The 25,724-nt window shown below is 41.2% G+C and carries 39 protein-coding genes and 3 tRNA genes; 41 read left to right on the top strand and 1 reads right to left on the bottom strand.

What is annotated here, in order from left to right:
- Positions 1-4: 4 nt before the first annotated feature.
- From FERPE_RS07010 to FERPE_RS07000, 3 genes are all read left to right on the top strand, one after another.
- Entirely contained in the window at positions 5-298 is a 294-nt protein-coding gene (locus tag FERPE_RS07010; RefSeq protein ID WP_014451938.1) for a thioredoxin family protein, read from the top strand.
- Positions 299-336: 38 nt separating this feature from the next.
- Positions 337-843, top strand: coding sequence for a ferritin-like domain-containing protein (locus FERPE_RS07005; protein WP_014451937.1), 507 nt, complete (start codon positions 337-339; stop codon positions 841-843).
- Between the two features lie 218 nt (positions 844-1,061).
- Positions 1,062-2,411 (top strand): MFS transporter, encoded by a 1,350-nt coding sequence (locus tag FERPE_RS07000; RefSeq protein ID WP_014451936.1) that lies wholly within the window; start codon positions 1,062-1,064, stop codon positions 2,409-2,411.
- Positions 2,412-2,425: 14 nt separating this feature from the next.
- On the opposite strand, the gene FERPE_RS06995 is transcribed toward FERPE_RS07000, so the two are convergent.
- Positions 2,426-2,515, bottom strand: a tRNA-Ser gene (locus FERPE_RS06995).
- A gap of 92 nt (positions 2,516-2,607) precedes the next feature.
- On the opposite strand from FERPE_RS06995, the gene FERPE_RS06990 reads away from it, so the two are divergent.
- The 38 genes from FERPE_RS06990 (at position 2,608) to FERPE_RS06805 (ending at position 25,723) form a co-directional block, all read left to right on the top strand.
- The gene (locus tag FERPE_RS06990) at positions 2,608-4,614 is read left to right on the top strand and encodes an alpha-amylase family glycosyl hydrolase (protein WP_014451935.1); all 2,007 of its coding nucleotides are present in this window, start codon (positions 2,608-2,610) and stop codon (positions 4,612-4,614) included.
- 209 nt (positions 4,615-4,823) lie between these two features.
- Positions 4,824-5,762 (top strand): L-lactate dehydrogenase, encoded by a 939-nt coding sequence (locus FERPE_RS06985; RefSeq protein WP_014451934.1) that lies wholly within the window; start codon positions 4,824-4,826, stop codon positions 5,760-5,762.
- Between the two features lie 74 nt (positions 5,763-5,836).
- Positions 5,837-5,911 (top strand) — tRNA-Val (locus tag FERPE_RS06980).
- 27 nt (positions 5,912-5,938) lie between these two features.
- A tRNA-Gln gene (locus FERPE_RS06975) sits at positions 5,939-6,013 on the top strand.
- Positions 6,014-6,224: 211 nt separating this feature from the next.
- Positions 6,225-6,629 (top strand): 30S ribosomal protein S12, encoded by a 405-nt coding sequence (gene rpsL, locus FERPE_RS06970; protein WP_014451933.1) that lies wholly within the window; start codon positions 6,225-6,227, stop codon positions 6,627-6,629.
- Between the two features lie 12 nt (positions 6,630-6,641).
- Positions 6,642-7,109 carry a 30S ribosomal protein S7 gene (gene rpsG, locus FERPE_RS06965; protein ID WP_014451932.1) on the top strand — a complete coding sequence of 156 codons (468 nt, stop codon included), beginning with the start codon at positions 6,642-6,644 and terminating at the stop codon, positions 7,107-7,109.
- 39 nt (positions 7,110-7,148) lie between these two features.
- Positions 7,149-9,227 (top strand): elongation factor G, encoded by a 2,079-nt coding sequence (fusA, locus tag FERPE_RS06960; protein ID WP_014451931.1) that lies wholly within the window; start codon positions 7,149-7,151, stop codon positions 9,225-9,227.
- Positions 9,228-9,288: 61 nt separating this feature from the next.
- Entirely contained in the window at positions 9,289-10,488 is a 1,200-nt protein-coding gene (tuf, locus tag FERPE_RS06955) for an elongation factor Tu (RefSeq protein WP_014451930.1), read from the top strand.
- A gap of 101 nt (positions 10,489-10,589) precedes the next feature.
- The gene (gene rpsJ, locus FERPE_RS06950) at positions 10,590-10,898 is read left to right on the top strand and encodes a 30S ribosomal protein S10 (protein WP_014451929.1); all 309 of its coding nucleotides are present in this window, start codon (positions 10,590-10,592) and stop codon (positions 10,896-10,898) included.
- A gap of 20 nt (positions 10,899-10,918) precedes the next feature.
- The gene (gene rplC, locus FERPE_RS06945; RefSeq protein WP_041262863.1) at positions 10,919-11,548 is read left to right on the top strand and encodes a 50S ribosomal protein L3; all 630 of its coding nucleotides are present in this window, start codon (positions 10,919-10,921) and stop codon (positions 11,546-11,548) included.
- A gap of 87 nt (positions 11,549-11,635) precedes the next feature.
- Positions 11,636-12,307, top strand: a complete 672-nt coding sequence (gene rplD / locus FERPE_RS06940) for a 50S ribosomal protein L4 (RefSeq protein ID WP_014451927.1) — start codon at positions 11,636-11,638, stop codon at positions 12,305-12,307.
- The gene (rplW, locus tag FERPE_RS06935; RefSeq protein WP_014451926.1) at positions 12,304-12,606 is read left to right on the top strand and encodes a 50S ribosomal protein L23; all 303 of its coding nucleotides are present in this window, start codon (positions 12,304-12,306) and stop codon (positions 12,604-12,606) included. Before rplD ends, rplW begins: the two co-directional genes overlap by 4 nt.
- Positions 12,607-12,619: 13 nt before the next feature.
- Positions 12,620-13,447 carry a 50S ribosomal protein L2 gene (gene rplB, locus FERPE_RS06930; RefSeq protein WP_014451925.1) on the top strand — a complete coding sequence of 276 codons (828 nt, stop codon included), beginning with the start codon at positions 12,620-12,622 and terminating at the stop codon, positions 13,445-13,447.
- Positions 13,448-13,508: 61 nt separating this feature from the next.
- Positions 13,509-13,796, top strand: coding sequence for a 30S ribosomal protein S19 (rpsS, locus tag FERPE_RS06925; RefSeq protein ID WP_014451924.1), 288 nt, complete (start codon positions 13,509-13,511; stop codon positions 13,794-13,796).
- Between the two features lie 14 nt (positions 13,797-13,810).
- On the top strand, positions 13,811-14,260 hold the full coding sequence (gene rplV / locus FERPE_RS06920) for a 50S ribosomal protein L22 (RefSeq protein ID WP_014451923.1): 450 nt from the start codon (positions 13,811-13,813) through the stop codon (positions 14,258-14,260).
- A 29-nt stretch (positions 14,261-14,289) separates the two neighbouring features.
- Positions 14,290-14,919, top strand: coding sequence for a 30S ribosomal protein S3 (rpsC, locus tag FERPE_RS06915; protein WP_014451922.1), 630 nt, complete (start codon positions 14,290-14,292; stop codon positions 14,917-14,919).
- Positions 14,920-14,992: 73 nt separating this feature from the next.
- The gene (rplP, locus tag FERPE_RS06910) at positions 14,993-15,421 is read left to right on the top strand and encodes a 50S ribosomal protein L16 (protein WP_014451921.1); all 429 of its coding nucleotides are present in this window, start codon (positions 14,993-14,995) and stop codon (positions 15,419-15,421) included.
- Entirely contained in the window at positions 15,418-15,618 is a 201-nt protein-coding gene (gene rpmC / locus FERPE_RS06905) for a 50S ribosomal protein L29 (RefSeq protein WP_014451920.1), read from the top strand. Before rplP ends, rpmC begins: the two co-directional genes overlap by 4 nt.
- Before the next feature lie 5 nt (positions 15,619-15,623).
- Positions 15,624-15,932, top strand: coding sequence for a 30S ribosomal protein S17 (gene rpsQ / locus FERPE_RS06900; protein ID WP_014451919.1), 309 nt, complete (start codon positions 15,624-15,626; stop codon positions 15,930-15,932).
- Complete coding sequence (gene rplN / locus FERPE_RS06895; protein ID WP_014451918.1) at positions 15,929-16,297, top strand: 50S ribosomal protein L14; 369 nt, start codon at positions 15,929-15,931, stop codon at positions 16,295-16,297. The genes rpsQ and rplN overlap by 4 nt, the downstream gene beginning before the upstream one ends.
- 13 nt (positions 16,298-16,310) lie before the next feature.
- On the top strand, positions 16,311-16,634 hold the full coding sequence (rplX, locus tag FERPE_RS06890) for a 50S ribosomal protein L24 (RefSeq protein ID WP_014451917.1): 324 nt from the start codon (positions 16,311-16,313) through the stop codon (positions 16,632-16,634).
- Positions 16,635-16,647: 13 nt separating this feature from the next.
- Positions 16,648-17,202 (top strand): 50S ribosomal protein L5, encoded by a 555-nt coding sequence (gene rplE, locus FERPE_RS06885; protein ID WP_014451916.1) that lies wholly within the window; start codon positions 16,648-16,650, stop codon positions 17,200-17,202.
- Between the two features lie 25 nt (positions 17,203-17,227).
- On the top strand, positions 17,228-17,413 hold the full coding sequence (locus tag FERPE_RS06880) for a type Z 30S ribosomal protein S14 (RefSeq protein ID WP_014451915.1): 186 nt from the start codon (positions 17,228-17,230) through the stop codon (positions 17,411-17,413).
- A 17-nt stretch (positions 17,414-17,430) separates the two neighbouring features.
- Complete coding sequence (gene rpsH / locus FERPE_RS06875) at positions 17,431-17,835, top strand: 30S ribosomal protein S8 (RefSeq protein WP_014451914.1); 405 nt, start codon at positions 17,431-17,433, stop codon at positions 17,833-17,835.
- Between the two features lie 14 nt (positions 17,836-17,849).
- Positions 17,850-18,404 carry a 50S ribosomal protein L6 gene (rplF, locus tag FERPE_RS06870; protein ID WP_014451913.1) on the top strand — a complete coding sequence of 185 codons (555 nt, stop codon included), beginning with the start codon at positions 17,850-17,852 and terminating at the stop codon, positions 18,402-18,404.
- Positions 18,405-18,417: 13 nt separating this feature from the next.
- Complete coding sequence (gene rplR / locus FERPE_RS06865) at positions 18,418-18,786, top strand: 50S ribosomal protein L18 (protein ID WP_014451912.1); 369 nt, start codon at positions 18,418-18,420, stop codon at positions 18,784-18,786.
- Positions 18,787-18,811: 25 nt separating this feature from the next.
- Positions 18,812-19,342 carry a 30S ribosomal protein S5 gene (rpsE, locus tag FERPE_RS06860; protein WP_014451911.1) on the top strand — a complete coding sequence of 177 codons (531 nt, stop codon included), beginning with the start codon at positions 18,812-18,814 and terminating at the stop codon, positions 19,340-19,342.
- A 3-nt stretch (positions 19,343-19,345) separates the two neighbouring features.
- Entirely contained in the window at positions 19,346-19,531 is a 186-nt protein-coding gene (gene rpmD, locus FERPE_RS06855; RefSeq protein ID WP_014451910.1) for a 50S ribosomal protein L30, read from the top strand.
- Between the two features lie 20 nt (positions 19,532-19,551).
- Positions 19,552-20,007 carry a 50S ribosomal protein L15 gene (rplO, locus tag FERPE_RS06850; protein WP_014451909.1) on the top strand — a complete coding sequence of 152 codons (456 nt, stop codon included), beginning with the start codon at positions 19,552-19,554 and terminating at the stop codon, positions 20,005-20,007.
- 2 nt (positions 20,008-20,009) lie between these two features.
- Positions 20,010-21,296, top strand: coding sequence for a preprotein translocase subunit SecY (secY, locus tag FERPE_RS06845; RefSeq protein ID WP_014451908.1), 1,287 nt, complete (start codon positions 20,010-20,012; stop codon positions 21,294-21,296).
- Between the two features lie 21 nt (positions 21,297-21,317).
- On the top strand, positions 21,318-21,974 hold the full coding sequence (locus tag FERPE_RS06840; protein WP_014451907.1) for an adenylate kinase: 657 nt from the start codon (positions 21,318-21,320) through the stop codon (positions 21,972-21,974).
- Entirely contained in the window at positions 21,971-22,720 is a 750-nt protein-coding gene (map, locus tag FERPE_RS06835; protein WP_014451906.1) for a type I methionyl aminopeptidase, read from the top strand. The genes FERPE_RS06840 and map overlap by 4 nt, the downstream gene beginning before the upstream one ends.
- A 48-nt stretch (positions 22,721-22,768) precedes the next feature.
- Positions 22,769-23,032, top strand: coding sequence for a translation initiation factor IF-1 (gene infA, locus FERPE_RS06830; RefSeq protein ID WP_082204773.1), 264 nt, complete (start codon positions 22,769-22,771; stop codon positions 23,030-23,032).
- A gap of 43 nt (positions 23,033-23,075) precedes the next feature.
- Entirely contained in the window at positions 23,076-23,192 is a 117-nt protein-coding gene (gene rpmJ / locus FERPE_RS06825) for a 50S ribosomal protein L36 (RefSeq protein WP_014451904.1), read from the top strand.
- A 32-nt stretch (positions 23,193-23,224) separates the two neighbouring features.
- Positions 23,225-23,596, top strand: a complete 372-nt coding sequence (rpsM, locus tag FERPE_RS06820; RefSeq protein WP_014451903.1) for a 30S ribosomal protein S13 — start codon at positions 23,225-23,227, stop codon at positions 23,594-23,596.
- Between the two features lie 76 nt (positions 23,597-23,672).
- Entirely contained in the window at positions 23,673-24,062 is a 390-nt protein-coding gene (gene rpsK, locus FERPE_RS06815) for a 30S ribosomal protein S11 (RefSeq protein WP_014451902.1), read from the top strand.
- Positions 24,063-24,101: 39 nt separating this feature from the next.
- The gene (gene rpsD, locus FERPE_RS06810) at positions 24,102-24,731 is read left to right on the top strand and encodes a 30S ribosomal protein S4 (protein WP_014451901.1); all 630 of its coding nucleotides are present in this window, start codon (positions 24,102-24,104) and stop codon (positions 24,729-24,731) included.
- A gap of 5 nt (positions 24,732-24,736) precedes the next feature.
- Positions 24,737-25,723 carry a DNA-directed RNA polymerase subunit alpha gene (locus FERPE_RS06805; RefSeq protein WP_014451900.1) on the top strand — a complete coding sequence of 329 codons (987 nt, stop codon included), beginning with the start codon at positions 24,737-24,739 and terminating at the stop codon, positions 25,721-25,723.
- The last annotated feature ends 1 nt before the right edge of the window (position 25,724 follow it).

Genomic DNA, 25,724 nt, shown 5'->3' with positions numbered 1-25,724 from the left:
AGTTATGGAAATAAGAGCATTGTATTTCAAAAACGATAAATGTGGTGTATGTGTTGCTTTTTTACCAAAAATGAAGAGAATAGCCGAGGACTACAATCTTGATCTAGAAGTTGTGGATGTGATTGAAAAACCCGAGATAGCAGGGCAGAACATGGTTTTCACAGTGCCAACAATAATATTTGTTGACAATGAGGGAAATGAGTTGAAAAGATTTGCAAGAAACTTTTCTGAATTTGAAATAAGAGAATACATTCAAAGAATGTATGACATACTCGGTATAGAAGTAGGTAAGAAGTAAAACTCAACTTTTCACTCTTCACAAGGGGGGCGTGGCTTATGGAGAAAGTGATAGGTATCTTAAGATTTGCATTGATGCGAGAAATTGAAGGAAGGGAATTTTACAAGGAGAAAGCAAAGAAGGTATCAAGTAAAGAAATCAAAGCTCTTCTGGAAGGACTTGCATACATGGAGGAGGACCACGTCAAGTTTATTGAAAATTTGATGAAAAAAGTAGAAAACAACGTAGAAGTGACTCTTGACGATGCACAACAAGCAATAGTTCGAACTGATTTCTTTGAAGGAAGAGAGAAATCGGAGATGGTGAATGGTTCGTTAGACCAGATGGCAAACGACCTTGCAATATTGAGAATGGCTTACCTTATCGAAGAAGACTTTGAAAAGTTTTACAAAGAGAGTGCAGAGAAGGTACCGGATCCTGAAATGAAAAAGATTTTGAACTTACTTGGAACTTGGGAAAACAGTCACAAGAAAGCTTTAGAAGAAGCTTACGAGGAAGCGAAGAGAAATTATTGGAGTCAGCAAGGCTTTGAACCTCTCTTCTAATTAAAAAATAACTCTTGATAAAGAGGCTCAGGATACCTGAGCCTCTTGTTTTTAAAGGGGAATCCTAAGCATTTGAGGATTTTGAAATCCTTCTATGGAATTGAATGTTCCTTTGATTCTAAAAGCTGGGTTATGATATAATACTATCGAATTTCTTGTGGTTTTCTTTTGGACTCTTCAAAAAGTGATGTAAGCGAATAATACACGGGGGGAAGTTTATGGAGGAGGTTGTGAAAGACAGGAAAAAAGTAGTGTTTTTTCTTTTTTTATTGCTTGTAATACTTAATGCTGATCAGATGGTCATGAGTCCCGTGATTGGGATGATAGAAAAAGAATTCAATATAACAGATTCTCACATAGGTCTTGTCGGTGGGGTTTTCAGTATAGTCGGTGCTTTGATTAGTCTTATATGGGGTTATCTTACAGACAAATACAGCAGGAAGTGGCTTTTGGTTTCTTCCATACTCGTAGGAGAGGTTCCCTGTCTTCTGACTGCTATTTCAAGTTCTTACGGTGAATTTTTCTTTTGGAGAGTGCTTACTGGAATTGGAATCGGGGCCTCATTTCCTATATCTTATTCACTTGTTGGAGACCTTTTTAGCCATAAAGAAAGAGGTAGAGTAGTATCTGTATTGGGTCTTGCTGCAACTGTTGGTAGCATAATGGGAATGCTCGTGGCAGGTTACACGGCTAATATTTTTGGTTGGAGGATACCTTTTATTCTTGTCTCTGCCCCCAACCTTCTTTTAATACCTTTAATAATCAACATACTGGAGGAACCAAGACGGGGAGCAAGTGAAGAAGGTTTTTCTGAAGCTGGTGTGGAGTATTCATATGTGACGAAGCTCTCAGATTACGCGCAACTGGTGAGAGTTAAGACCAATTTGCTTTTGTTTCTGCAAGGCATTGCTGGAACAATACCATGGGGCGCAATCCCTTACTTCATGATAGAGTTCTTTAGGCGAGAAAAATCTATGGATTTGAATCAAGCAACAACAATGTTTTTGCTCTTTGCATTAGGAAGTATAGTTGGAAACATTGTAGGTGGCTTTACGGGAGAAAAAATATACAAACGTTCAAAAAAACTTGTTCCATTTGTATCTGCTATTACAACCATATTAGGTGTTTTCCTAACTGTAAGTGTCTTCAGATATCCTTATACATCTGAGATGTCTAACGGAGCATTAGGATTTCTGACGTTCGGAATTTTAGGATTTGTCGCAGCTGCTATGGACTCATACACGGGACCTAACGTAAAAATGATGTTGCTAAATGTAAATGAACCAAAAGACAGGGGACGTATCTTCTCAATCTTTAACCTTACTGACTCGGTAGGAACTGGAATTGGTAGGTTTGTTGGAGGTTCTTTGTCTGTAGCTTTAGGAACGCTTGGAGCAGCTTTGGAAGTTACCGCGTATTTTTGGCTTGCTTGTGGATTTTTGCTCATGCTCTCAGCATGGTATTTTGAAATAGAAGTTGAGGCTCTTAACAAAAAGATGAGAGCACTTGCTATGGAAAGAGCTAATCAGGTAGTTAATGTGGAGACAGGTGATGAACAAAGGGAGTAATGGACAATAAAAAATGGCGGAGGCGGTGGGACTCGAACCCACACGGTGGTTTGACCACCACCGATTTTCAAGACCGGCTCCTTAGCCAGTTCGGACACGCCTCCGTCCAGCACGAAAGATTATACAACAACTCTTCGGTATCGTCAATAGCTGTGTATATAAACAAAAACTGCTTGCGGATAAAGGAGGTATGAAAATGAAAGAACTTAGGGAACTAAGTAAGTATCTCAAAAGGAAAATCACCGGGAAGACCTTGTATGCCTTACCACGTCAGTGGGTTATTTCCAATTATCCTGGAAAGCTTTCCATTAAGGATGGAAGGTACTTTGTTGACCCTTATGAATATTACTCGATAATTATCGATATGATATTAGAAAACGACAAAGGTTTAGATTATTCAAAATCACTTGCGATGCTGAACGGGGAAAAGGATGCGACTTGGCTCAGAAAGGCGAAGATGTACGGCGCGTTGCCAAGAGCGACAACAGCTTATAATCACAAGGGATTTGGTGCCTTTGAACCTGAAGACATCTTTGGTTACAAAGAATCTGGAACGTTCCTTAAAATGATAGGATTTTTACCCTATCTAAAAGAAATGGGAATAAACGTACTTTACATGCTTCCTATCTCCAAGATGAGCGATGTTTTCAAAAAAGGTGAAGTTGGTTCGCCATACGCTGTAAAGAACCCAATAGAATTAGATGAAAGTTACGCGGATCCACTCCTTGAAGGGGTTAAGTTAGAAGAACAATTCAAAGCATTGGTGCAGGCTGCGCATATGCTTGGAATTAGAGTCGTACTGGATTTCATCCCACGCACTGCCGCAAGGGACAGCGATTTAATAAAGTCGCATCCTGATTGGTTCTACTGGATTAAAATAGAAGAAGCGGCAAGCTACAAACCACCACATATACCACAGCTTCCGTTTAAAATACCAGACCTTGAAGACTTAGAGGTTATATATTCAGCGGATGAAGTTAAAACACACCTATCCAAATTCACGTTATCGCCCGACAAAATTGACAAGCAGAAATGGGAAAAGGTTAAGAAGATGGAAGGGGATATACTTTCAAATATAGCCAGAGAGTTTGGAATTATAACACCTCCAGGCTTCTCAGATTGGGTGAACGACCCACAACCGACTTGGGACGATGTAACATTTCTTAGGCTATACCTTGACCATCCAGAGGCGAGCGCAAAGTATGTAAGCAAAGAGCAGCCACCATACGTATTATTTGATGTTATAAAATCAAGTAAATTCCCTGGGAGAAAGCCCAACAAAAAACTTTGGGAATACATAGCGAACATTATACCAACTTATCAGAAAAAATATGGCATAGACGGTGCGAGAATAGACATGGGACATGCGCTACCCCCACAGCTTCAGGATATGATAATCTCAGCGGCCAGAGAAATAGACCCAGCTTTTGGATTTATTGCTGAAGAACTGGAAATGAAAAATGACAAGAAAGCAAAAGCTGAAGGTTACGATTGTATTCTTGGAAACAGTTGGTATGCAGTCGCAAGACCTTCGGAATTCTACAGATTCATTGAAGAAATAATACCTAATCTTGAGGTCCCTTACATAGCCTCATGCGAAACGCCTGACACTCCGAGAATTGTTGCACGAGAAAATGGGAACAAGCTTAAATATCTTGCACCTGCTTTGCTGTATTTGTCACCGAATTCAATAGCTTACATCAACAGTGGTCAGGAAATAGAGGAAATTCAGCCCATGAATCTTGGGCTCGACAACACAATTTACGGAAAAACACTCTTGCCACCTGATGATCAATTTTATGGAAAACTTGCCTTTTTTGATTATTACGCCCTACACTGGGACAAAGCTAAAGAGGATATGTACAATTTCCTAAAATGGGTGTTGAAGATAAGAGATGAGATTTCTGAATTCATGGATTCTGAGTTCAGATACGTCTATTTAAATTACCAAGATGGGACAACTGCCAATTACAGTTATTGGAAAGGTGACAAGGGTGTCATAGTACTTGGAAACCTGGATTTCGTACACGAAAAGTACATAGAGATTCTTGTGAACGAGACAGTTGGTAGGAACATAGAAGTAAGAAGTGTAACTGTAGTAACAAGGCATGGGAAAAGGAAAATGGGATTCTCATTTGGCAACAACATTCCTGTGAACCTGATGCCTGGCGATTTTGTGATTCTTCTTGTTAATTGGGAGTAAATGATTATCACAGGTATATCAGGTAAATCAGGTAAATGTTGTGAGGTGCACTCATTCGAGTGCGCCTTTTTGTATTTTGTATTTTTATAGATTCCAGCCCAATCTTTAAATTAGATAGTCCTAAGTGACGTAGTGTGATATAATTATAGTAAGGAACAATTATGTAAAATTCTATGACTTTCTGCCCACAGGTGCTGGAGGTGATAAGCATGAAAGTTAGCATATATGGAGCCGGGCGTGTAGGAATTAGCGTAGCGTTTTCTTTACTTCATTACGGTATTGTAGATGAACTGGTAATTGTCGATATTGACAAAAACAGGGCTGAAGGCGAGGCTTTAGATTTACTTCACGCATCAGCTGTTTTCAAATATTGCAACATCTACGCTGGAAAGCCGGAGGATACCAAAGATAGTGATTTTATTATCATCACCGCTGGTAGGGCGCAGAGACCAGGCGAAACAAGGCTAGAGCTTCTTGCTGATAATGTAAGGATAATTAAAGAAATATCAGAGAATATCGTAAGGTATTCAAAAGATAGCTTGGTTATAAACATAACAAACCCCGTGGATGTTTTAACCTACTTTATTTGGAAATTCTCTGGATTACACTCTTCCAAAGTATTTGGTACTGGCACAACACTTGATACGGCAAGATTGAGAGCTTTGTTGGCAAAGCATTTAGACATTTCCCCGGCCAGTATTCATGCTTATGTTATTGGCGAGCATGGCGATAGTGAATTTATTCCGCTTTCGAACGCTATGGTTGGTGGAGTGCCTCTCACAGACTTTTGTGAAAAGTGTGAGAAAAAAGCAGGTGATACAATTCCATGCATCTCTTTCGAAAAAATAGCAAATGAGGTGAAAACGGCAGCTTATAAAATAATTGAGAAAAAGGGAGCAACAAATCTTGCTATAGGTGCCGTTACCGCAAAACTAATAGATAGCATATGGAAAAACGAGCGACGAGTCTGGACACCTTCAGTATATATAGAGGATGTGTATATTGGATATCCAGCAGTTTTAGGAAGAAAAGGCGTCGAAAAGGTTATGCATCTAACGTTAGAAAAAGACGAACAGGAGAAGCTTGAATATTCAAAGGCGGTTATAAGAAGAGCCATAAAAGAGATAGAAGCTGCGATGTTAATTTAATTTTCGGATTATCAAAAAATCCCCTTGACAGATTTAGGGTATCATAGTAAAATGTGTATCGCTTGACGAAGTGTGGGTGCGTAGCTCAGTGGGAGAGCGCTTCCTTGACGCGGAAGAGGTCGTAGGTTCAATCCCTGCCGCACCCACCAGTTTTTTATGAGCATTTAGAAAAGCGCTGGGGCGTCGTCTAATTGGCAGGACCCTGGACTTTGGCTCCAGTTGTGTAGGTTCGAGTCCTACCGCCCCAGCCAGTTTTCCAAAATGAAGCTCAGAAAATGACGGGCGCAGTCGCGCCTTTTATTTTGGATTTTTTCTATTTTATGGTTCGAATTATATTTTATACTCTTATCAAAAACGCCCGACTTAGTGTTCGAAACAAAAAATTCACACGGGCTTTATTGTATTTTTGAAAACGCATGGTTATAATATCTCACGAATGTAGATTTTGAAGGGAGGGTTAAGATGCCAACGATTAATCAGTTAGTAAGACACGGTAGACAGAAGGTTAAGGAGAAATCCAAGTCACCAGCGCTTCAAGGCCATCCACAGAAAAGGGGAGTTTGTGTTAGGGTTTCCACAATGACCCCAAAGAAACCAAACTCCGCTTTAAGAAAGATTGCAAAGGTTAGGCTCTCAAACGGTATAGAAGTTACTGCATACATTCCTGGTATAGGGCACAATCTACAAGAGCACTCTATCGTGCTTGTAAGAGGTGGAAGGGTTAAGGACTTACCGGGTGTTAGGTACAAGATAATCCGTGGAGCCCTCGACGCAGCTGGTGTTGAGAACAGGCGCCAGAGCAGAAGTAAGTATGGTACCAAGAGACCAAAAATGGGTGCAGCTGCGGCAGCTAAGGGTAAGAAATAAGGAGGGAATTAAATGAGGCGAAGAAGAGCCGAGGTTAGGGTAGTTCCACCAGACCCAGTCTATGGTGAAGTACTTGTAACTAAGATGATTAATAAAGTTATGTGGGATGGAAAGAAGTCAATCGCTCAGAAAATAGTGTATGGCGCAATTGAAATTCTTGAGCAAAAAACAGGAAAGAGTGGCATAGAAGTTTTCAAGCAAGCAGTAGAAAACGTCAAGCCTGTCGTTGAAGTTAGGCCAAGAAGAGTTGGTGGTGCAACGTATCAAGTTCCTGTTGAAGTTCAAGAACCAAGAAGAACAGCGCTTGCAATTAGATGGATAGTTGAGGCTGCAAGGTCGAAGAAGGGCAAACCAATGAAAGAGAAGCTTGCGGAAGAACTTTTGAACGCTTACAACAATACAGGTGCTGCAATTAAAAAGAGAGACGACGTTCACAAAATGGCGGAAGCTAACAGAGCATTTGCTCACTTTAGATGGTGATTTAAAACAAAAAAAGAAAGTGCCTTCGAGGAGGAAACTATGGAAGAGATAAAGGCTTTATATGTCGACTTGGATAAGCTTAGAAACATTGGAATAATGGCTCACATTGACGCCGGTAAGACAACAACAACCGAGCGTATTCTCTTTTTCACTGGAAGAAAGCACACCATCGGAAGTGTTGATGATGGAACAGCTACAATGGACTGGATGATACAGGAAAAGGAAAGAGGTATAACCATAACATCGGCAGCGACAACATGTTTTTGGAAAGGTCACAGAATAAACATAATCGATACACCAGGACATGTTGACTTCACAATCGAAGTTGAAAGATCACTAAGGGTTTTGGATGGAGCTATAGCTGTTTTTGACGCGACTGCCGGTGTTGAACCACAGTCTGAAACGGTCTGGAGACAAGCTGATAAGTACAACGTTCCAAGGATTGCGTTCATGAACAAAATGGATAAGACCGGTGCGGATTTTGAGATGGCTGTCCAGACTATGGTTGAAAGGCTTGGCGCTCATCCTATTCCAGTCCAGATTCCGATGGGTGCTGAAAGCGACTTCAAGGGTATCATTGACCTGATTCAAATGAAAGCCATCAGGTGGCTGAATCCAGAAGGTACGGAATATGTTTACGAAGAGATACCAGAAGAATGGCGCGAGAAGGCAGAAGAAGCTAGAGAAGATATGATCGAAAAAATAGCCGAAGTAGACGATGAAATAATGATGCTCTATCTTGAAGGAGAAGAGCCTACAGAAGAGCAGCTTCACGATGCTCTAAGAAGAATTACGATAGGGAACCTTGGAACGCCAGTGTTCTGTGGTTCTGCCAAGATGAATGTGGGCATTCAACCACTTTTGGATGGTGTTGTCAGGTATCTCCCATCCCCTCTTGATTTGCCACCTGTCAGAGGATACGACAAAAACGGTAACGAGGTTCAGGTATTTCCAAGAGAAGATGCACCTTTTGTGGCTTATGCATTCAAGATACAAACGGATCCATACGTTGGTAAACTTACATTCTTACGTGTTTACAGCGGACGTTTGGAAAAAGGAAGTTACGTTATCAACACTACTAAAGGTGTAAAAGAACGCGTTTCAAGGTTGATATTCTTACATGCAGATAAGAGAGAAGACGTTGAATATGTCAGAGCTGGAGACATCGTTGGTGTCATCGGAATGAAGAGCACAGTTACAGGCGATACCGTATGTGAAGAAGGAACTTACGTGATTCTTGAAAAGATGGAATTTCCTGAGCCGGTCATCTCCATCGCTATCGAGCCGGAAACTAAAGACGACGAAACAAAGCTTTCAAAAGCATTGCAATCGCTCCTTGAAGAAGATCCTTCGCTTAGAGCATATGTTGACCAAGAGACTGGAGAAACAATTCTTGCAGGCATGGGTGAACTCCACTTAGAAATCATTGTGGATAGGCTCAAAAGAGAATTCAACGTAAACGTCAGGGTTGGTAAACCACAGGTTGCTTACAGGGAAACGATAACCAGACCTGTGAGAGCGGAAGGTAAATACATTAGACAGAGCGGTGGTAGAGGTCAATACGGACACGTTGTTGTTGAATTCGAACCTCTAAGCCTTGACAAGACATTTGAATTTGAAGACAGAACAGTTGGTGGTGTGATACCAAAACAATACATTCCGGCAATTGAAGAAGGCATTAGAGAAGCAATGCAAGTTGGTGTTCTTGCAGGCTATCCAGTAGTTGGAGTAAAAGCTACGCTTGTTGATGGTTCTTACCACGAAGTTGACTCATCAGAAATGGCATTTAAGATAGCAGCAAGCATGGCATTTAAGGAAGCGATGGAAAAAGGTGCACCAGTTCTTTTGGAACCAATAATGAAAGTTGAAGTTACGACACCAGAAGAATACATGGGTAACATCATTGCAGATTTGAATTCCAGAAGAGCGCATATTGATGCACTTGAGAACAGAGGACACTTGAGAGTTATAAGGGCACTTGTACCATTAAGTGAAATGTTTGGTTACGCAACAACACTCAGGTCACTTTCTCAAGGAAGGGCGAACTACGTAATGGTCCTTTCGCACTACGACAAAGTACCTGACAAAGTTGCGGAAAAGATACTGAAGGGTGTTTAATTTACGAACAATTAACAAAAAAACTATACTCCACCATAGGTGAAAAAGGAGGGTCAAAGGTATGGCAAAGGAAAAATTTGTAAGAACCAAGCCTCACATGAACGTCGGTACGATTGGACACATTGACCACGGAAAGACAACACTTACAGCAGCTATCACAAAGTACTGTTCATTCTTTGGATGGGCAGAGTACACACCATACGAAATGATTGACAAGGCACCAGAAGAAAGAGCAAGAGGTATTACCATCAACATAACACACGTTGAATACCAAACAGAGAAGAGACACTACGCACACATCGACTGCCCAGGCCACGCTGACTACATCAAGAACATGATTACAGGTGCAGCTCAGATGGATGGTGCAATTCTCGTTGTTGCAGCAACAGACGGCCCAATGCCACAAACAAGAGAACACGTCCTTCTTGCAAGGCAAGTTAACGTTCCAGCAATGATAGTTTTCATTAACAAAGTTGATATGGTCGACGACCCAGAACTTGTTGACCTCGTTGAAATGGAAGTCAGAGACCTTCTCAGCAAATACGAATTCCCTGGTGACGAAGTTCCTGTAATCAGAGGTTCTGCTCTCAAAGCAGTTGAAGCAAACGATCCAAATGATCCAGCATTCAAACCAATTAAGGAACTTCTCGATGCAATGGACAACTACTTCCCAGAACCAGTTCGTGAAGTTGACAAACCATTCCTTATGCCTGTTGAAGACGTTTTCTCAATCACAGGTAGGGGTACGGTTGTCACAGGAAGAATTGAACGTGGTGTAATTAAACCAGGTGTTGAAGCCGAAATTATCGGTATGAGCTACGAAATTAAGAAGACAGTTATCACAAGCGTTGAAATGTTCAGAAAAGAACTCGATGAAGCAATCGCTGGTGACAACGTTGGGTGTCTGCTCAGAGGTATTGACAAAGACGAAGTAGAAAGAGGACAAGTTCTTGCAAAACCAGGCTCTATTACACCACACAAGAAGTTCAAAGCGAACATCTACGTTTTGAAGAAAGAAGAAGGTGGACGCCACACGCCATTTACAAAAGGTTACAAACCACAATTCTACATCAGAACAGCTGATGTTACAGGCGAAATTGTTGACCTTCCAGCTGGTGTAGAAATGGTTATGCCTGGTGATAACGTCGAAATGACAATCGAGCTTATCTACCCAGTTGCTATCGAAAAAGGTATGAGGTTCGCAGTTCGTGAAGGTGGAAGAACGGTTGGAGCAGGCGTTGTTTCTGAAATAATTGAATAATTTCATTTTTCAAGACCTGATTATGTAAATAGAGTAAATGGCTCTTTGACAAAACGGTAATCGGGGGGGTTCCCCCCCTTTTCTAAGAAGGAGGGTAAGACATGCCAGGACAGAAAATTAGAATCAGACTCAGGGCATATGACCATAGATTGCTAGATGAATCTGCTAAGAAGATAGTGGAAGTAGCTAAGCAAACAAATGCAAAGGTTTCCGGACCAATTCCACTACCAACGGAAAGAACGCTTTACGTTGTTCTCAGGTCACCATTGAAACATAAAGACTCACGTGAGCAATTTGAAAAGAAAATACACAAGAGACTTATAGATATCATTGAACCTAATTCAAAAACGATTGACGCTCTGATGAAGATAAACCTTCCAGCAGGTGTCGACGTTGAAATCAATCTGTGAGTCCTCGGAGGTGTTTTATGATGAAATTTATAATTGCTAGAAAAATCGGAATGACCCGCTTGTGGAAAGATGACAAGGTTGTTCCAGTGACGGTTTTGAAGGCTGGTCCATGCGTTGTTGTTCAGAAGAAAACCGTTGATAAAGATGGTTACAATGCTGTCCAGCTTGGATTTGAAGAAGTCAGTGAGAAGAAACTCACAAAGCCACTTCTTGGAGTTTTCAAGAAAGCAAACGTGAAACCTATGAGAGTATTAAAAGAATTTAGAGTAGACAATGTAGACGAATACTCTGTCGGACAAGAAATCACAGTTGCAATTTTCCAAGAAGGCGATAAAATTGACATTACGGGTTGGACCAAAGGTAGAGGTTTCGCAGGTGCAATGAAGAGATGGAACTTCCAGGGTGGTCCAAAATCACATGGTGCGAAATTCCACAGAGAACTTGGTTCTGTCGGTCAGCACACCGAACCAGCAAGGATTTTCAAAGGTAAGAGGATGCCTGGAAGGTATGGAAATGAAAGGGTTACAATACTCAATTCGGAAGTTGTGAAAGTTGACCCTGAAAATAACCTTATAGCGGTTAAAGGTGGAGTGCCAGGAGCGAGGGGCAGCCTTGTTCTCATCAGAAGCGCTGTGAAAGTGGATAAGTGATTATTCTAAATATTATTTTGAAGCATGGCGCTTTCTGATAGAGTTCAGGGACGTGCTCCGAAAACGGAGTAAGGGAGGAAGAAGAACATGGCACATGTGGCACTTTGGAACATAAAAGGTGAGAAGATTGGAACAATCGAAGTTAGTGACGAAGTTTTTAACATCGAACCAAACCTTGATGTTATGTGGCGCTACATCGATATGCAGCTTACAAACGCAAGAGCAGGAACAGCATCTACAAAGACTAGAGGAGAAGTTTCCGGTGGTGGAAGGAAACCGTGGCCACAAAAACACACTGGTAGGGCAAGGCAAGGCTCGATAAGGGCTATTCACTGGAGGCACGGTGGTGTTGCTCACGGTCCAAAACCAAGGAAATTCTTGAAGAGATTGAACAAGAAGATGAAAAGACTCGCATTGAAGTCAGCACTATCCGTAAGATTCAGAGAAGGGAACCTCATTGTTCTGAGTGATATACGATTTGATAAACCTCAAACGAAACAGATGAGAGAAGTTTTGAAGGCCCTCGGAATCGCTGACGAAAAGGTTCTTTTCGTTCTTCCAAAGAAAGAAGATTCTTACGTAAACGTAAAGCTTTCCGGAAGAAATATTCCAGGTGTGAAGGTTATCATTGCAGATAACCCGAACAACAATGAAGGAAATAACATCGACGGTTTGAACGTTTACGACATTATCAATGCATCAAAGGTTGTCCTTACTGAGGGCACCGTTCGCAAAATTGAGGAGGTGCTCGGAAAATGAGAAAAGATTATTCTGACATCATCATCAGACCGATTATCAGTGAAAAATCAATGAACCTGAGAGCAGAAAGAGAATACGTATTCGAAGTAGACAAAAATGCAAATAAGAAAGAGATAAAAGAAGCAGTTGAAAAACTTTTTAACGTTAAAGTAGAACGAGTCAACACACTTATCGTGAAGCCAAAGCCCAAAAGAGACCTCAGAAGAGGTTATATGGCAAGAGAAGGACATACAAAAGAATGGAAAAAAGCCATAGTCAAATTAGCAGAAGGCTACACGATTAAAGAACTCCAAGCGTAAGGGGTGAATAACAATGGGTCTTAAAAGATTCAAGCCAACAACTCCAGGTAGAAGATTCATGGTCATACCAGACTTTTCGGAAATCACAAAAACAGAACCCGAAAAGTCGTTGGTAGTTCCTCTTAAGAAGACGGGAGGAAGGAACCACCACGGAAGAATCACAGTGAGATTCAGAGGTGGTGGCCACAAGAGGCTTTACAGGATAGTTGACTTCAGAAGATGGGAAAAAGAAAATATTCCCGCGAAAGTTGTTGCAATAGAGTACGATCCTAACAGAACAGCAAGAATTGCTCTGCTTGTTTACGCTGATGGTGAGAAGAGATACATACTTGCTCCAAACGGTTTAAACGTTGGAGACACAGTGATGGCTGGACCAAACGCTGAAATAAAGCCAGGTAACGCGCTTCCACTTGAAAACATCCCAGTTGGTACAATTGTTCACAACATAGAGTTCTACCCACGTGGTGGTGCTAAAATAGCAAGAAGTGCTGGTGTTTCTTGTCAGTTAATGGCAAAAGAAGGCGACTATGCACTTCTTAGAATGCCTTCTGGAGAGCTTCGCAAAGTTCATGTCAGATGCTACGCAACGGTTGGCGTTGTAGGGAACGAAGACCACAAAAACGAATCTTCCGGTAAAGCCGGTAGGGAAAGATGGAAAGGTAGAAGACCACACGTCCGTGGTGTTGCCATGAACCCAGTTGATCACCCACACGGTGGTGGAGAAGGTAGAGGTAAAGGTCACCATCCGCAAAGCCCATGGGGCGTTCCAGCGAAAGGTTACAAGACAAGAAGAGGAAAGAGACCAAGCGATAAATTCATTGTAAGAAGAAGGAACGCTTAAAAGCAACGCTTAATAAGTTGATATAAGTTGATAAGTGTTGAGCAATCAGGAGGTGTAATAAATGAGCCGTTCCAGTAAAAAAGGACCTTATGTAGATCCGAAACTGTTAAAGAAGATAAGAATGCTTAACGAGACTGGTGAAAAGAAGATTATCAAAACATGGAGCAGGGCAAGTACAATAGTTCCCGAAATGGTTGGCCACACAATTGCGGTCTACAACGGTATGAAACACATTCCGGTCTACATAACGGAAAACATGGTTGGTCACAAGCTTGGCGAATTCTCGTTCACCAGGAGATTTGGAGGTCACACGAACAAATCAGCTAAAAAAGGTGAGGTCAAGAAATAAGGAGGGAGTATATAATGCAACCCATCGTCAAACGAGAAGGACTCAAAAGGTCCAAGTTCCATGCAAAACGCAAAGAGGTTCTTGCAACGTTACCAAAATATGAAGCACGTGCTGTTGCAAGGTTCGTGCGCATATCTCCTAGGAAGGCAAGAGCTGTTGTTAACTCCATAAGGGGTAAAAATGTTTCAGAAGCGTATACAATTCTTGAATTTTCGCCTAAAAAGGCTGCACGAATCGTGTACAATGTGCTAAAATCTGCAGTAGCGAATGCAACGAATAACTTTGGACTTTCCGAAGACAACCTTTATGTTGCCGAATGCTACGTAAACGACGGACCAAGAATGAAGAGAGTTTGGCCACGCGGTAGAGGAAGAGCGGACATCATTCAGAAAAGGATGTCCCATATAACTGTTGTTGTTAGAGACAGGGAAAAAGAAAAAGAATACAAAGAAAATGCAAAATAATACAAAAACATGCTTGTGAGGTGATATAGGTGGGTCAAAAAGTTCATCCAAAGGGTTTTAGGCTCGGATTAACGGCAGAATGGGACGCACAGTGGTTCAATGAGAAAAAATACAGTGAATACTTGCTCGAAGACGAAGCCATCAGGGACTTCATAAAGAAAACATACAACCAAGCAGGTATTGCAAGAGTATTTATCCAAAGACCAGATGCTGAAAGAGTATTGGTCACTATCCATGCAGCAAGACCTGGAATTCTCATTGGAAGAAAAGGTGCTGGCATAACAGAACTCAGACAATCACTCGAGAGCAAATTTAACAGGAAGTTTGGTGTTGACATAGTTGAAGTAAAAACGCCTGAGACGGAGGCAACGCTCGTAGCAGAATCCATTGCGCAGAAAATTGAGAAGAGGGCTTCCTACAAGATTGTCATGAAAAGAGCAATCGCTGCTGCAATGAGAAGAGGAGCAAAGGGAATAAAGATAATGGTCTCTGGTAGGTTGGCAGGTGCTGAAATTGCAAGAACTGAGTGGTATTTGAAGGGAAGACTCCCACTCCAGACGCTTAGAGCTATCATAGATTACTCTACAGCCAGAGCGGAAACAAAATATGGAACCATAGGTGTGAAGGTTTGGATATACAAAGGCGACGCGAATATATAACGCAAAAATGATTTTTTAGAACTTATCGACTCGAGAACGTGACACGATAGTGTAAAAGGAGGTTAGCAAAACCATGTTGATGCCGAAAAGAGTAAAATACAGAAAACAGCAAAGAGGCCGAACAAAAGGCGATGCAAAAGGTGGAGCATTGGTTGTTTTTGGTGAATACGGCCTTAAAGCATTAGAACCAGCTTGGATTACAGCACAACAGATAGAAGCTTGCAGGTTGGCGATAACAAGGACTCTCAAAAAGGAAGGAAAACTGTGGATAAAGATATTCCCAGACAAGTCCTACACGAAACATCCACCTGAAACAAAACTCGGAAAAGGTAAGGGTAACGTTGAAGGTTGGGTTGCTGTAGTAAAACCTGGAAAGGTAATGTTTGAAATCGGTGGTGTGGACGAAGAAACAGCTATCAAAGCGCTCGAATACGCGGCAACAAAACTTCCGATAAAGACAAAGATAGTTACGAGACATCACATAGGTGGTGAAGCGGTATGAAGCCTGTGGAGATTAGAAATATGAGCAATGAAGAATTGTTAAAGCTTTTAGAGGAAAAGAAAAGAACACTTATGAACTTGAGATTCCAAAACGCGATGGGAGAACTTAGGGACTTCAGCTTGATTCAAAAAACCAAAAGGGACATCGCACGAATCAAAACAATCCTTCGCGAACGTGAACTTGGTATAAGGAGGTAATCCACATGCCTAAGAAAAGATTCATCGGAGTTGTTGTTAGCGATAAAATGGATAAGACTGTAACTGTTAAAGTGGAAAGACTTGTTAAACATCCAAAGTTTGGAAAATATGTGAAAAGATCTAAGAAATTCTACGCTCACGATGAGAACAACGCTTGTAGGATTGGAGACATTGTCGAAATTGAAGAATCAAGACCTCTCAGCAAATTGAAAAGATGGGTCGTTGTAAGAATCGTTGAACGTTCAAGACTTGGAGAAACGCCTGAGGCAGAGGTATTAGACACGGAACTACTTGAAGGGGGTAGTGAACAATGATACAGAACGAAAGCTACCTCGTAGCAGCGGACAATTCTGGTGCTAAGGTTTTAAGAGTTATAAGAGTGCTTGGAGGTTCTCACAAGAAGTATGGAACAGTTGGTGACATTGTGGTTTGCAGCGTTAGGGAAGCTGTACCAAACACAGATATTAAGAAGGGTGATGTTGTAAAAGCAGTTATTGTAAGGACAAGAAAAGAAATTAGAAGACCAGACGGAAGTTACATAAGATTTGATGACAATGCAGCTGTGGTACTTGATAAGTTTAATCAGCCAAAGGGAACACGTGTCTTTGGACCAGTGGCAAGGGAACTTAGAGAAAAAGGATTCATGAAAATAGTATCTCTTGCTCCAGAAGTATGGTAAGGGGTGGTAATCGATGGCACAGAAGATTAAAAAAGGTGATACAGTTCAGGTTATTTCTGGAAGAGATAAAGGTAAAAGAGGAGAAGTTATACAAGTTCTCCCAAAGGAACAGAAGATTCTTGTCAGAGGAGTAAACGTAGTAAAGAGACACCAAAGACCAACCGGACAGCTGAGACAGGGAGGAATTATCGAGAAAGAGTCACCACTTTACTGGTCAAAGGTCATGCTCGTGTGTCCAAGCTGTGATAAACCAACAAGAGTAGGTTTTAAAGTGCTTGAAGACGGTTCAAAAGTGAGATTTTGCAAGAAATGCGGAGAAATCATAGATAAGAAGTAAGGAGGAGTAAAAAATGGCCTACGAATACGTACCGCTGAAAGATAAATACCTTAAAGAAGTGGTACCGACGTTAATGAAAGAATTCGGTTACAAAAATATCCACGAAGTTCCAAAGCTAGTTAAGGTTGTAATTAACATGGGTGTTGGAGAAGGTGCGAGAAATAAAGAAATCATTGAGACACACGCGAGAGAACTCGCATTGATTACAGGTCAAAAGCCTCTCATTACAAGGGCAAAGAAGAGTATATCAAACTTCAAAATCAGAAAAGGCATGACAATTGGTGTTAAGGTCACTCTTAGGGGACCAAGGATGTATAACTTCGTTTACAAGCTCGTCAACCTTGTTCTTCCAAAAGTTAGGGACTTCAGAGGACTCAATCCAAACTCATTTGATGGAAAAGGAAATTACAGCTTTGGTTTAACAGAACAACTCGTCTTCCCAGAAATTTCACCAGACCAGATTAAAAGAATTCAAGGTATGGATATCATAATTGTGACAACGGCGAAGAGAGACGAGGAAGCAAGAAGGCTTTTGGAATTGCTTGGCTTCCCATTCAGAAAGCAGTAAGATAATCGTGAGGAGGGAATATTAAATGGCAAAAAAATCAATGGTTGAAAGATGGAAGAAACCGAAAAAGTACAAAGTTAGAGAGTACTCGAGGTGCCATATTTGTGGAAGGGCGCGCTCGGTTTACAGAGAATTCGGAATATGCAGAATTTGCTTTAGAAGACTCGCTAGCGAAGGAAAACTCCCGGGCGTTAAGAAAGCAAGTTGGTAATCATGGAGGTGTTAACCGTGTGGAGCGACCCAATAGCTGACATGCTTACAAGAATTAGAAATGCAAACCTTGTTTTCAAAGACCAAGTAGATGTTCCTGCTTCTAACCTCAAAAAAGCGATAGCTGATATTCTTGTAAGAGAGGGATTCATAAAAGGATACACATATATTGAAGACGGTAAGCAGGGAATACTAAGAATTCAGATGAAATACAAAGGTTCAAGAAAGAACAGAGAAAGAGTAATTCACGGGATTGTGCGTGTTTCTAAACCTGGGAGAAGGATTTACGTTGGTAAAGCCAACCTCCCTAGAGTTAAAAATGGATTAGGAATAGCTATTCTCTCAACATCCAAAGGTGTGCTCACCGACAAAGAAGCAGCTGAACTTGGAGTCGGTGGAGAAGTTATCGCCTACATCTGGTAAGGAGGTGCAGCCACATGTCTCGTATTGCGAAAAAACCCGTCGTACTTCCATCGAATGTTCAGTTAACAATCACCGACTCTGAAATAAAGGTAAAGGGTCCAAAGGGCGAGTTGAAACTCGCTACTCACCCATATGTGACCATCAAGGTAGAAGGCAACGAAGTTTGGTTTTCACCAAACCTTGAAGTGGCAAAGAGAAAAGCAGATGAAAAGAAATTTAAAGCTATGGTTGGGACATACTGGAGACTTGTAAGAAACATGGTAATTGGTGTTACAGAAGGATTCAAGAAAGAACTTGAAATCGTAGGTGTTGGTTACAGGGCACAACTTCAGGGTAACAAGCTTATCATGAACCTTGGATATGCTCATCCTGTCGAAATGGATATACCATCAGATATAAAAGTGGAAGTCCCTGCACCAAACAAAATCATCGTTAGTGGTATTGACAAGCAAAGAGTAGGCCAATTTGCAGCTGATATTAGAAGATGGAGAGAACCTAACCCATACAGTGGAAAGGGTATTAAATACGTAGACGAAGTTATCAGACTCAAAGAAGGAAAGAAAGCATAAGGGGGTATAAAACGTGATTAAGAGAGAAGACCGCAAGAAATTGAGGCTCATCAGGCATAGAAGAATAAGGAAAAAAATATTTGGAACACCTGAAAGACCAAGACTCGCTGTCTACAGAAGCGAAAAGCACATCTATGCTCAGATAATAGACGACACCGTTGGAAGAACACTTGTTGCAGCATCTACGGTTGAGAAAGACATAAAGGAAAGGGTTAAAAAGACTTGGAATGTAGCGGCAGCTAAAGAGGTAGGAAAAATTATTGCCGAGAGAGCATTGGCAAAAGGTATAACGACCGTTGTCTTTGACCGTGGCGGATTCAAATACCATGGAAGAATTAAAGCTCTTGCAGATGCTGCAAGAGAAGCCGGATTGAAATTCTAATTGTTTAGGTTAGGAGGTGCTCACAGTGTCAGAAATTACAGAAAAGATAAAACAGTCTGCCGAGACATTTGAGGAAAGAATAATAGAAATCAGAAGAACAACGAAGGTTACAAAAGGTGGTAAGAACCTTTCGTTTAGAGTACTTGCCGTTGTTGGTAACAGGGATGGTAAAGTTGGTGTTGGTGTTGGAAAGGCAAGAGAAGTGCCCGATGCTATTAGAAAAGCTCTTGTAAGTGCAAGAAAAAATGTGATAGAGGTGCCTGTTGTAAAAGGAACAATACCACACGAAGTTGTTGGCAAGCAGGACGCTGCAAAGATACTCATGAAACCAGCTGCACCTGGTACCGGTATCATCGCAAACGGTACAGTTCGTGCTATTCTTGAATTAGCAGGTGTTCAGAACGTCCTAACAAAAGCAATGGGTTCGACAAACCCGGTTGTAATGGCTCAGGCAACCATTAATGGAATAAAGAATCTCTACCCAATTGAAAAGATAGCAGCACTAAGAGATATAACCCCAGCTCAGGTAGTTCGTGGTGTTAAAAAGGAGGGTTAAGATATGAAGAAATTGAAAATTACACTCGTAAGAAGTCCAATTGGATACAAATATGACCAAAAGGATACAGTCAGAAGACTTGGTCTGAGAAAGATGCATCAGACTGTAATTAAGGATGACACACCACAGATTAGAGGTATGGTTGAAAAAGTCAAGCACCTTCTTAAGGTTGAAGAGATTGAAGAATAATAATAAGGAGGGAATAAGAAATGCCTGAAATTCTTACTATAGACCAGCTTAGACCAACTCCTGGTTCAAACAAAAAGTTCAAACGTCTTGGGAGAGGTCAAGGCTCCGGAAAAGGAAAGACGGCAGGTAGAGGGCACAAAGGTCAAAAAGCAAGAGGAACGGGTAAGGTCAGTCCATGGATGGAAGGTGGGCAGACGCCACTGCACAGAAGACTTCCAAAGTTTGGATTTAAGAACTTCACAAAGAAAGTCTACGCTGTCGTTAACCTTGATACACTTGAGGAAAAATTCGAAAGCAACGATGTGGTAACTCCAGAAGTTCTTTTGGAGAAAGGTATAATTAAAAAGATTTATGACGGTGTTAAGATACTTGCCAGAGGAGAAATAACAAAACCACTCGTAGTTAAGGCGCACAAGTTTAGTGAAAAGGCGAAGGAGAAGATAGAAAAAGTCGGCGGTAAAATAGAGGTGATATAATAATGTGGAAAGCGCTGCGCAATGCGATGAAGATTCCAGAGGTGCGGGATAGGGTTATCTTTACATTTTTAATGTTGCTTGTCTTCAGGCTGGGGATTTACGTTCCAGTTCCTGGCATAAACATCAAAGCTTGGGGGGAAGCGCTTTCCAAGCAGGGCACCGGCCTTGCCGGTGGCGTTCTTAGTTTTTACGATGTGTTCACCGGTGGTGCGTTTAGCAGATTCTCTGTATTCTCAATGAGTGTTACACCATATATCAACGCATCAATTATTATGCAACTCCTTGCTTCCATTATTCCTTCTCTCAAAGAGCTTCTCAAAGAGGGAGAAGAAGGTAGGAAAAAATTCCAGCATTACACGAAGAATCTAACAATCGGTCTTGCAGCACTTCAATCATTTGTTGTATCGTTCGGCTTAGCTAACAGCTATCAAGGGATAATTGCAGTGAATAAGTGGTTGTTCTCCTTTGTCTCAACAGTATCCCTTGTTGCTGGAACTATGTTCTTGCTCTGGATAGGTGATAGGATTACCGAAAAGGGTATTGGTAATGGTGTAAGTATCCTTATTTTTGCAGGTATCGTTTCAAGATATCCAGCCTACTTCAGGACTGCGGTTCTTGGAAATCTCAACATATTCGGTTGGATTTTCCTTATCGCAGTTGCAGTATTCATGGTTGTTGCTATAATTTACGTCCAGCAAGCTGAGAGAAGAATCAAGATTGAATACGCTACAAGAATGGTTGGAAGAAGGATATACGGTGGAACAAGCACGTATCTGCCGATAAAGGTCAATCACTCTGGAGTTATCCCAATAATCTTTGCATGGGCAATAGTTAGCATCCCAGAAGCGATTGCACAAATCACAGGTGCACAGTGGGCAATCAAACTTTTTAGTATGCAAAGCCCACTTATGATAATAATTTACGCGTTGCTAATATTCTTCTTCACATACTTCTATAGCGTTGTAGTCATCGATCCAAAAGACATTTCAGAAAATATCAAACGCTACGGTGGGTTTATCCCTGGCATCAGAGCTGGAAAACCAACGGAAGAATACATCACTTACGTGCTTAACAGAGTGACGTTTATAGGTGCCATCTTCTTGGTCGGTATTTCCTTGCTCCCATATCTTGTTGAGGGTATAACAAGAGTCAACATTTGGCTTGGTGGAACAAGTGCTCTTATCGCTGTTGGTGTTGCACTTGATATAGCTCAGCAGATAGAAGCACACCTTATAATGAGAAATTACGAAGGTTTTGTAAAGAAGGGAAAAATAGCTGGTAGAAGATAAGAGAGATAAGAAGGTGGAGACATGAACCTGGTATTTTTGGGACCTCCGGGTGCTGGAAAAGGAACGTATGCAAAAAGGTTAGTTGAAAAATACAATATACCACATATCTCAACAGGTGATATATTTAGAGAAGCAATAGCAAAAGGAACAGAATTGGGAAAGAAAGTGCAGGACATTGTGAATTCTGGAAATCTTGTTCCAGATGAACTAACAAATGCCTTGGTCGAGGAGAGATTAAGACAACCAGATTGTGCAAATGGCTTTATTCTGGATGGATATCCAAGGACGCTAAACCAGGCTCAAGCATTAGACGGTATGCTTTCTTCTATGGGTAAAACATTGGATGCAGCTATATACTTCGAAGTCGATGAAGAAACCGTTGTCCAAAGGATTTCAACCAGAAGAGTGTGTTCTAAATGTGGAAAGGTTTATAATTTAATTACACTACCACCAAAGCAGGATGGAATTTGCGACGATTGTGGTGGACAACTAATTCAAAGGGAAGATGATAAAGAAGAGGTTGTTAGAAGCCGATATAGAGTCTATATCGAAAAAACGTCGCCGTTAATCGAATATTATAGAAATCAAAACAAACTTTTTACTTTAGATGGCAGAAAGAGTGTAGAAGAAGTAATGAAAATGTTGTTTAATATATTGGGTGGTATCAAAAAGAAATGATACGGCTTAAGACCGAACAAGAAATAGAAAAAATGAGAATCGCGGGACGTGCAGTTGCAGCTGTGCTTGAAGAAGCAAAGAAGATAGTAGTTGAGGGTGCAACTGCATACGATATAGAAATGATGGCAGAAAAAGTTATCAAAGAGCATCGCTGTGAACCAGCTTTCAAAGGTTACGGAGGATATCCTTATATCACAACCGTTTCAGTAAACGAAGAGGTTATACACGGTTTTCCTTTGAAGAGTAAAGTTTTCAAAAAAGGTGATATTGTTTCAGTAGACGTTGGAGCAATATACGAAGGATACTATGGAGACGGTGCTGCTACGTTTATTGTAGGTTCAACAGATGAAACTGGGAAAAAGCTTGTTGAAGTTACCAAACAATCTCTGACGCGTGCGATAGAATTAATAAAACCAGGCGTAAGGTTGGGAGATGTATCTTACGAAATACAAAGTTACGTAGAAAGCCACGGATTCAACGTTGTTAGGGATTTTGTAGGTCACGGTGTAGGAAAACAGCTACACGAAGACCCACAAGTTCCAAACTATGGTAAACCAGGAACGGGTTTGGTTTTAAAGGCGGGAATGACACTTGCTATAGAACCTATGGTTACTGAAGGCGGCTGGCACGTAGTAGTTTTGGAAGACGGGTGGACCGTGGTTACCGTTGATGGTAAACGCGCGGCACATTTTGAACATACTATTGTGGTTACGGAGAACGGTTGTGAGATATTGACAACTTTGTAAGTGGTTTAACAAACGTGGGAAGTTTTGGAAGGCTGAGAGGTGATTTTTCTGAAAAACAAGGAAGACGTCATACGAATGGAAGGAACAATAGTTGAAGCACTACCTAACGCCATGTTCAGAGTACAACTCGACAATGGGTTCAAAGTGTTAGCACATGTATCCGGAAAAATGCGAAAAAATTTCATCAGACTTGTACCAGGAGACCGTGTCGTTGTTGAACTAACAGTTTACGACCTTACACGTGGTCGGATAGTCTATCGAAAGAAGATAGACGCTAAAGGCGAAGAAGAGATACTTGACGACGAAGAATGAATAACAATAAAACAGAAAAATTTTTCCGAAAGGAGAGGTAACTATGAAGGTGAAAGCATCCGTTGGAAAAAGATGCGAGTACTGTAAGATTATCAGAAGAAGAGGAAGAGTATACGTTATTTGTAAGGTAAACCCCAAACACAACCAAAGACAGGGATAAGATTGTGGAAAATTTTTTGAGGAGGGAGATTAATGGCTCGTATTGTTGGTGTTGAAATACCGAGCAACAAAAAGGTTCACATCGCACTTAGATACATATACGGAATAGGACCAACCAGAGCACTTGAAATCTGCAAGAACACAGGTGTGGATCCAGAAAAAAGAGTTAAAGACCTTACAGAAGACGAAATCAGCAAGATTTCATCTTTCATTCAGCAGAACTACAAGGTCGAAGGTGAGTTAAGAACAGAAGTTATGAGAAATATCAAGAGGCTTATAGATATCGGGTGTTACCGCGGCTTAAGGCACAAATTGGGGCTTCCAGTAAGAGGTCAGAGAACCAGGTCGAATGCAAGGACGCGAAAAGGTCCAAGACCAAGCAGGATTAAGAAAAAAGGTAAATAAGTTTCTAACGACCTGAAAGGTTAAGAAGATTAGTTATATTTCTTAGGACCGAAAGAACCGAAGGAGGGAAAGCTAAATGGCGAAAGGTCGAACAAGAGCAAAAGCTAAGAAAAAGGTAACCGTTGACCATGGTGTGGTACACATCAAATCTACGTACAATAACACAATTGTCACATTAACGGACCCAAATGGAAACGTTTTAACATGGGGTAGCGGTGGTACAGCAGGTTTTGAGGGAACAAGAAAAGGAACACCATACGCAGCTCAGCTTGCAGCTGATAAGGTAGCAAAAGAAGCTATCAAGATGGGAATTAAGAAGGTCGACGTAATCGTCAAAGGACCCGGTGCAGGTAGAGAAACAGCCATCAGAACACTCCAAGCAGCAGGGTTGGAAATCGAAAACATAAGAGATGCCACACCAATTCCATTCAACGGATGCAGACCACCGAAAAGAAGAAGAGTCTAATTTACGAATTTGGTGTCTGAGTGATAAGGAGGGAAAATAATGGCACGTTACACAGGTGCTCTTTGCAGGCTTTGTAGAAGAGAAGGAATGAAGCTTTATTTGAAAGGTGAAAGATGTTTCAGCGAAAAATGTCCTTTTGACAGAAGACCTTTTGCACCAGGGCAACACGGTAGGGAAAAGAAGAAATTGACGCAATATGGTTTGCAATTAAGGGCAAAACAAACAATGAAGAGAATATACGGTGTGCTTGAAAAACAGTTCAGAATTTACTACGAACGAGCTGCAAAACAAGCGGGCGATACCCGTGAAAACTTGGTTGCCCAGGTTGAAAGAAGACTTGATAACGTGGTATATAGACTTGGATTTGCCATCAACAGAAGAACCGCAAGGCAACTTGTTTCACACGGTCACATCCTTGTAAACGGCAAAAAGGTTGATATACCGTCATACCAAGTAAGACCTGGTGATGTTATTTCCATAAAAGAAAGCAGTAGAGGAATTCAACCGATAAAACAAGCACTCGAACTTAACAAAGGTAGAGCAGTTGCTCCATGGCTTGAGGTAGATTACGACCAATTCACAGGAAAATACGTCAGAAATCCGAAACTTGAAGAAGTTACAGACCTTCCAGTTAATGTTCAGGCTATCGTTGAATTCTACTCGAGGTGATGTTAATGCTTCAAACTTTTGGAAGAAAGTTCAGACTCGAAGAGCAAGCGGAATACGAAGACCATTACTATGCGAAGTACTCCGTGTCTCCACTTGAAAAAGGTTACGCAGTCACAATAGGGAACACGTTGAGAAGGGTTCTGCTCTCTTCGATTCCCAGTTTTGCTATCACAGATGTCAGGTTCATAAAGCCTGAGAAATACCACGAGTTTGATACAATAGAAGGTGTTAAAGAAGACATAATGGATATCCTGCTGAATCTAAAAAAAGTCCAGCTACGCGTAGAGGCATACGTTGAATCACCTGTTAAGCTTGTTATTGAAAAGAAGGGACCAGCTGTGTTGACAGCCAAAGATATCCAATGCCCAGCTGGAGTCGTGGTGGTAAATCCAAATCATTACATAGCCACGCTTAATGAGGATGCCGATATTGAGATTGAACTTTACGCAACATTTGGAAAGGGGTTTGTCCCTGCAAGCGAAAGAAATGAAAGGCCAGAAATCGGCTGGATTGTCATGGATGGGGTTTACAGCCCTGTTTTGAAAGTGAACTGGCTTGTTGAAAACGTGCGTGTTGACAAAAGAACGGACTTTGAAAAACTGATACTCGAAATCTGGACGAAAAAGAGTATAAAACCTGCTGAGGCTTTGAAACACTCATTGAAAATAATACTGGACCACTTCAGCTTTATTGAACAAAGTCTCAGCGATGTTGAAGAATTGCCTATTCCAGCATATCAAGAAACTTATTCTGTAGTTGAAGAAAGCGTATCTACAGAAGATGTTGCATCAAAGAAAATAGAAGAACTTGAACTTTCTGCAAGGTCACTGAACTGCTTGAAGAGGGACAAAATAGAAACGATAGGTGACTTGCTCGAGAGGACAGAGGAAGATTTGCTCAAAATCAAGAATTTTGGAGTTAAATCACTTGAAGAGGTGAAGGAAAAGCTCAAAGAAAAATTCGGTCTTTCGCTAAGAAAGGGGGACAAATGAG

This window comes from Fervidobacterium pennivorans DSM 9078, from assembly GCF_000235405.2.
Classification (GTDB): Bacteria; Thermotogota; Thermotogae; order Thermotogales; family Fervidobacteriaceae; genus Fervidobacterium; species Fervidobacterium pennivorans.
Note: the sequence above shows the minus strand (reverse complement) of the source record. Positions and strands in the feature narration are given on the sequence as shown.

What these genes read in the sequence shown, in the direction of transcription:
- FERPE_RS07010 (WP_014451938.1), top strand. Translation starts at nt 5, where the DNA reads ATGGAAATAAGAGCATTGTATTTCAAAAACGATAAATGTGGTGTATGT.
- FERPE_RS07005 (WP_014451937.1), top strand. Translation starts at nt 337, where the DNA reads ATGGAGAAAGTGATAGGTATCTTAAGATTTGCATTGATGCGAGAAATT.
- FERPE_RS07000 (WP_014451936.1), top strand. Translation starts at nt 1,062, where the DNA reads ATGGAGGAGGTTGTGAAAGACAGGAAAAAAGTAGTGTTTTTTCTTTTT.
- FERPE_RS06990 (WP_014451935.1), top strand. Translation starts at nt 2,608, where the DNA reads ATGAAAGAACTTAGGGAACTAAGTAAGTATCTCAAAAGGAAAATCACC.
- FERPE_RS06985 (WP_014451934.1), top strand. Translation starts at nt 4,824, where the DNA reads ATGAAAGTTAGCATATATGGAGCCGGGCGTGTAGGAATTAGCGTAGCG.
- rpsL (WP_014451933.1), top strand. Translation starts at nt 6,225, where the DNA reads ATGCCAACGATTAATCAGTTAGTAAGACACGGTAGACAGAAGGTTAAG.
- rpsG (WP_014451932.1), top strand. Translation starts at nt 6,642, where the DNA reads ATGAGGCGAAGAAGAGCCGAGGTTAGGGTAGTTCCACCAGACCCAGTC.
- fusA (WP_014451931.1), top strand. Translation starts at nt 7,149, where the DNA reads ATGGAAGAGATAAAGGCTTTATATGTCGACTTGGATAAGCTTAGAAAC.
- tuf (WP_014451930.1), top strand. Translation starts at nt 9,289, where the DNA reads ATGGCAAAGGAAAAATTTGTAAGAACCAAGCCTCACATGAACGTCGGT.
- rpsJ (WP_014451929.1), top strand. Translation starts at nt 10,590, where the DNA reads ATGCCAGGACAGAAAATTAGAATCAGACTCAGGGCATATGACCATAGA.
- rplC (WP_041262863.1), top strand. Translation starts at nt 10,919, where the DNA reads ATGAAATTTATAATTGCTAGAAAAATCGGAATGACCCGCTTGTGGAAA.
- rplD (WP_014451927.1), top strand. Translation starts at nt 11,636, where the DNA reads ATGGCACATGTGGCACTTTGGAACATAAAAGGTGAGAAGATTGGAACA.
- rplW (WP_014451926.1), top strand. Translation starts at nt 12,304, where the DNA reads ATGAGAAAAGATTATTCTGACATCATCATCAGACCGATTATCAGTGAA.
- rplB (WP_014451925.1), top strand. Translation starts at nt 12,620, where the DNA reads ATGGGTCTTAAAAGATTCAAGCCAACAACTCCAGGTAGAAGATTCATG.
- rpsS (WP_014451924.1), top strand. Translation starts at nt 13,509, where the DNA reads ATGAGCCGTTCCAGTAAAAAAGGACCTTATGTAGATCCGAAACTGTTA.
- rplV (WP_014451923.1), top strand. Translation starts at nt 13,811, where the DNA reads ATGCAACCCATCGTCAAACGAGAAGGACTCAAAAGGTCCAAGTTCCAT.
- rplP (WP_014451921.1), top strand. Translation starts at nt 14,993, where the DNA reads ATGTTGATGCCGAAAAGAGTAAAATACAGAAAACAGCAAAGAGGCCGA.
- rpmC (WP_014451920.1), top strand. Translation starts at nt 15,418, where the DNA reads ATGAAGCCTGTGGAGATTAGAAATATGAGCAATGAAGAATTGTTAAAG.
- rpsQ (WP_014451919.1), top strand. Translation starts at nt 15,624, where the DNA reads ATGCCTAAGAAAAGATTCATCGGAGTTGTTGTTAGCGATAAAATGGAT.
- rplN (WP_014451918.1), top strand. Translation starts at nt 15,929, where the DNA reads ATGATACAGAACGAAAGCTACCTCGTAGCAGCGGACAATTCTGGTGCT.
- rplX (WP_014451917.1), top strand. Translation starts at nt 16,311, where the DNA reads ATGGCACAGAAGATTAAAAAAGGTGATACAGTTCAGGTTATTTCTGGA.
- rplE (WP_014451916.1), top strand. Translation starts at nt 16,648, where the DNA reads ATGGCCTACGAATACGTACCGCTGAAAGATAAATACCTTAAAGAAGTG.
- FERPE_RS06880 (WP_014451915.1), top strand. Translation starts at nt 17,228, where the DNA reads ATGGCAAAAAAATCAATGGTTGAAAGATGGAAGAAACCGAAAAAGTAC.
- rplF (WP_014451913.1), top strand. Translation starts at nt 17,850, where the DNA reads ATGTCTCGTATTGCGAAAAAACCCGTCGTACTTCCATCGAATGTTCAG.
- rpmD (WP_014451910.1), top strand. Translation starts at nt 19,346, where the DNA reads ATGAAGAAATTGAAAATTACACTCGTAAGAAGTCCAATTGGATACAAA.
- rplO (WP_014451909.1), top strand. Translation starts at nt 19,552, where the DNA reads ATGCCTGAAATTCTTACTATAGACCAGCTTAGACCAACTCCTGGTTCA.
- secY (WP_014451908.1), top strand. Translation starts at nt 20,010, where the DNA reads ATGTGGAAAGCGCTGCGCAATGCGATGAAGATTCCAGAGGTGCGGGAT.
- FERPE_RS06840 (WP_014451907.1), top strand. Translation starts at nt 21,318, where the DNA reads ATGAACCTGGTATTTTTGGGACCTCCGGGTGCTGGAAAAGGAACGTAT.
- map (WP_014451906.1), top strand. Translation starts at nt 21,971, where the DNA reads ATGATACGGCTTAAGACCGAACAAGAAATAGAAAAAATGAGAATCGCG.
- rpmJ (WP_014451904.1), top strand. Translation starts at nt 23,076, where the DNA reads ATGAAGGTGAAAGCATCCGTTGGAAAAAGATGCGAGTACTGTAAGATT.
- rpsM (WP_014451903.1), top strand. Translation starts at nt 23,225, where the DNA reads ATGGCTCGTATTGTTGGTGTTGAAATACCGAGCAACAAAAAGGTTCAC.
- rpsK (WP_014451902.1), top strand. Translation starts at nt 23,673, where the DNA reads ATGGCGAAAGGTCGAACAAGAGCAAAAGCTAAGAAAAAGGTAACCGTT.
- rpsD (WP_014451901.1), top strand. Translation starts at nt 24,102, where the DNA reads ATGGCACGTTACACAGGTGCTCTTTGCAGGCTTTGTAGAAGAGAAGGA.
- FERPE_RS06805 (WP_014451900.1), top strand. Translation starts at nt 24,737, where the DNA reads ATGCTTCAAACTTTTGGAAGAAAGTTCAGACTCGAAGAGCAAGCGGAA.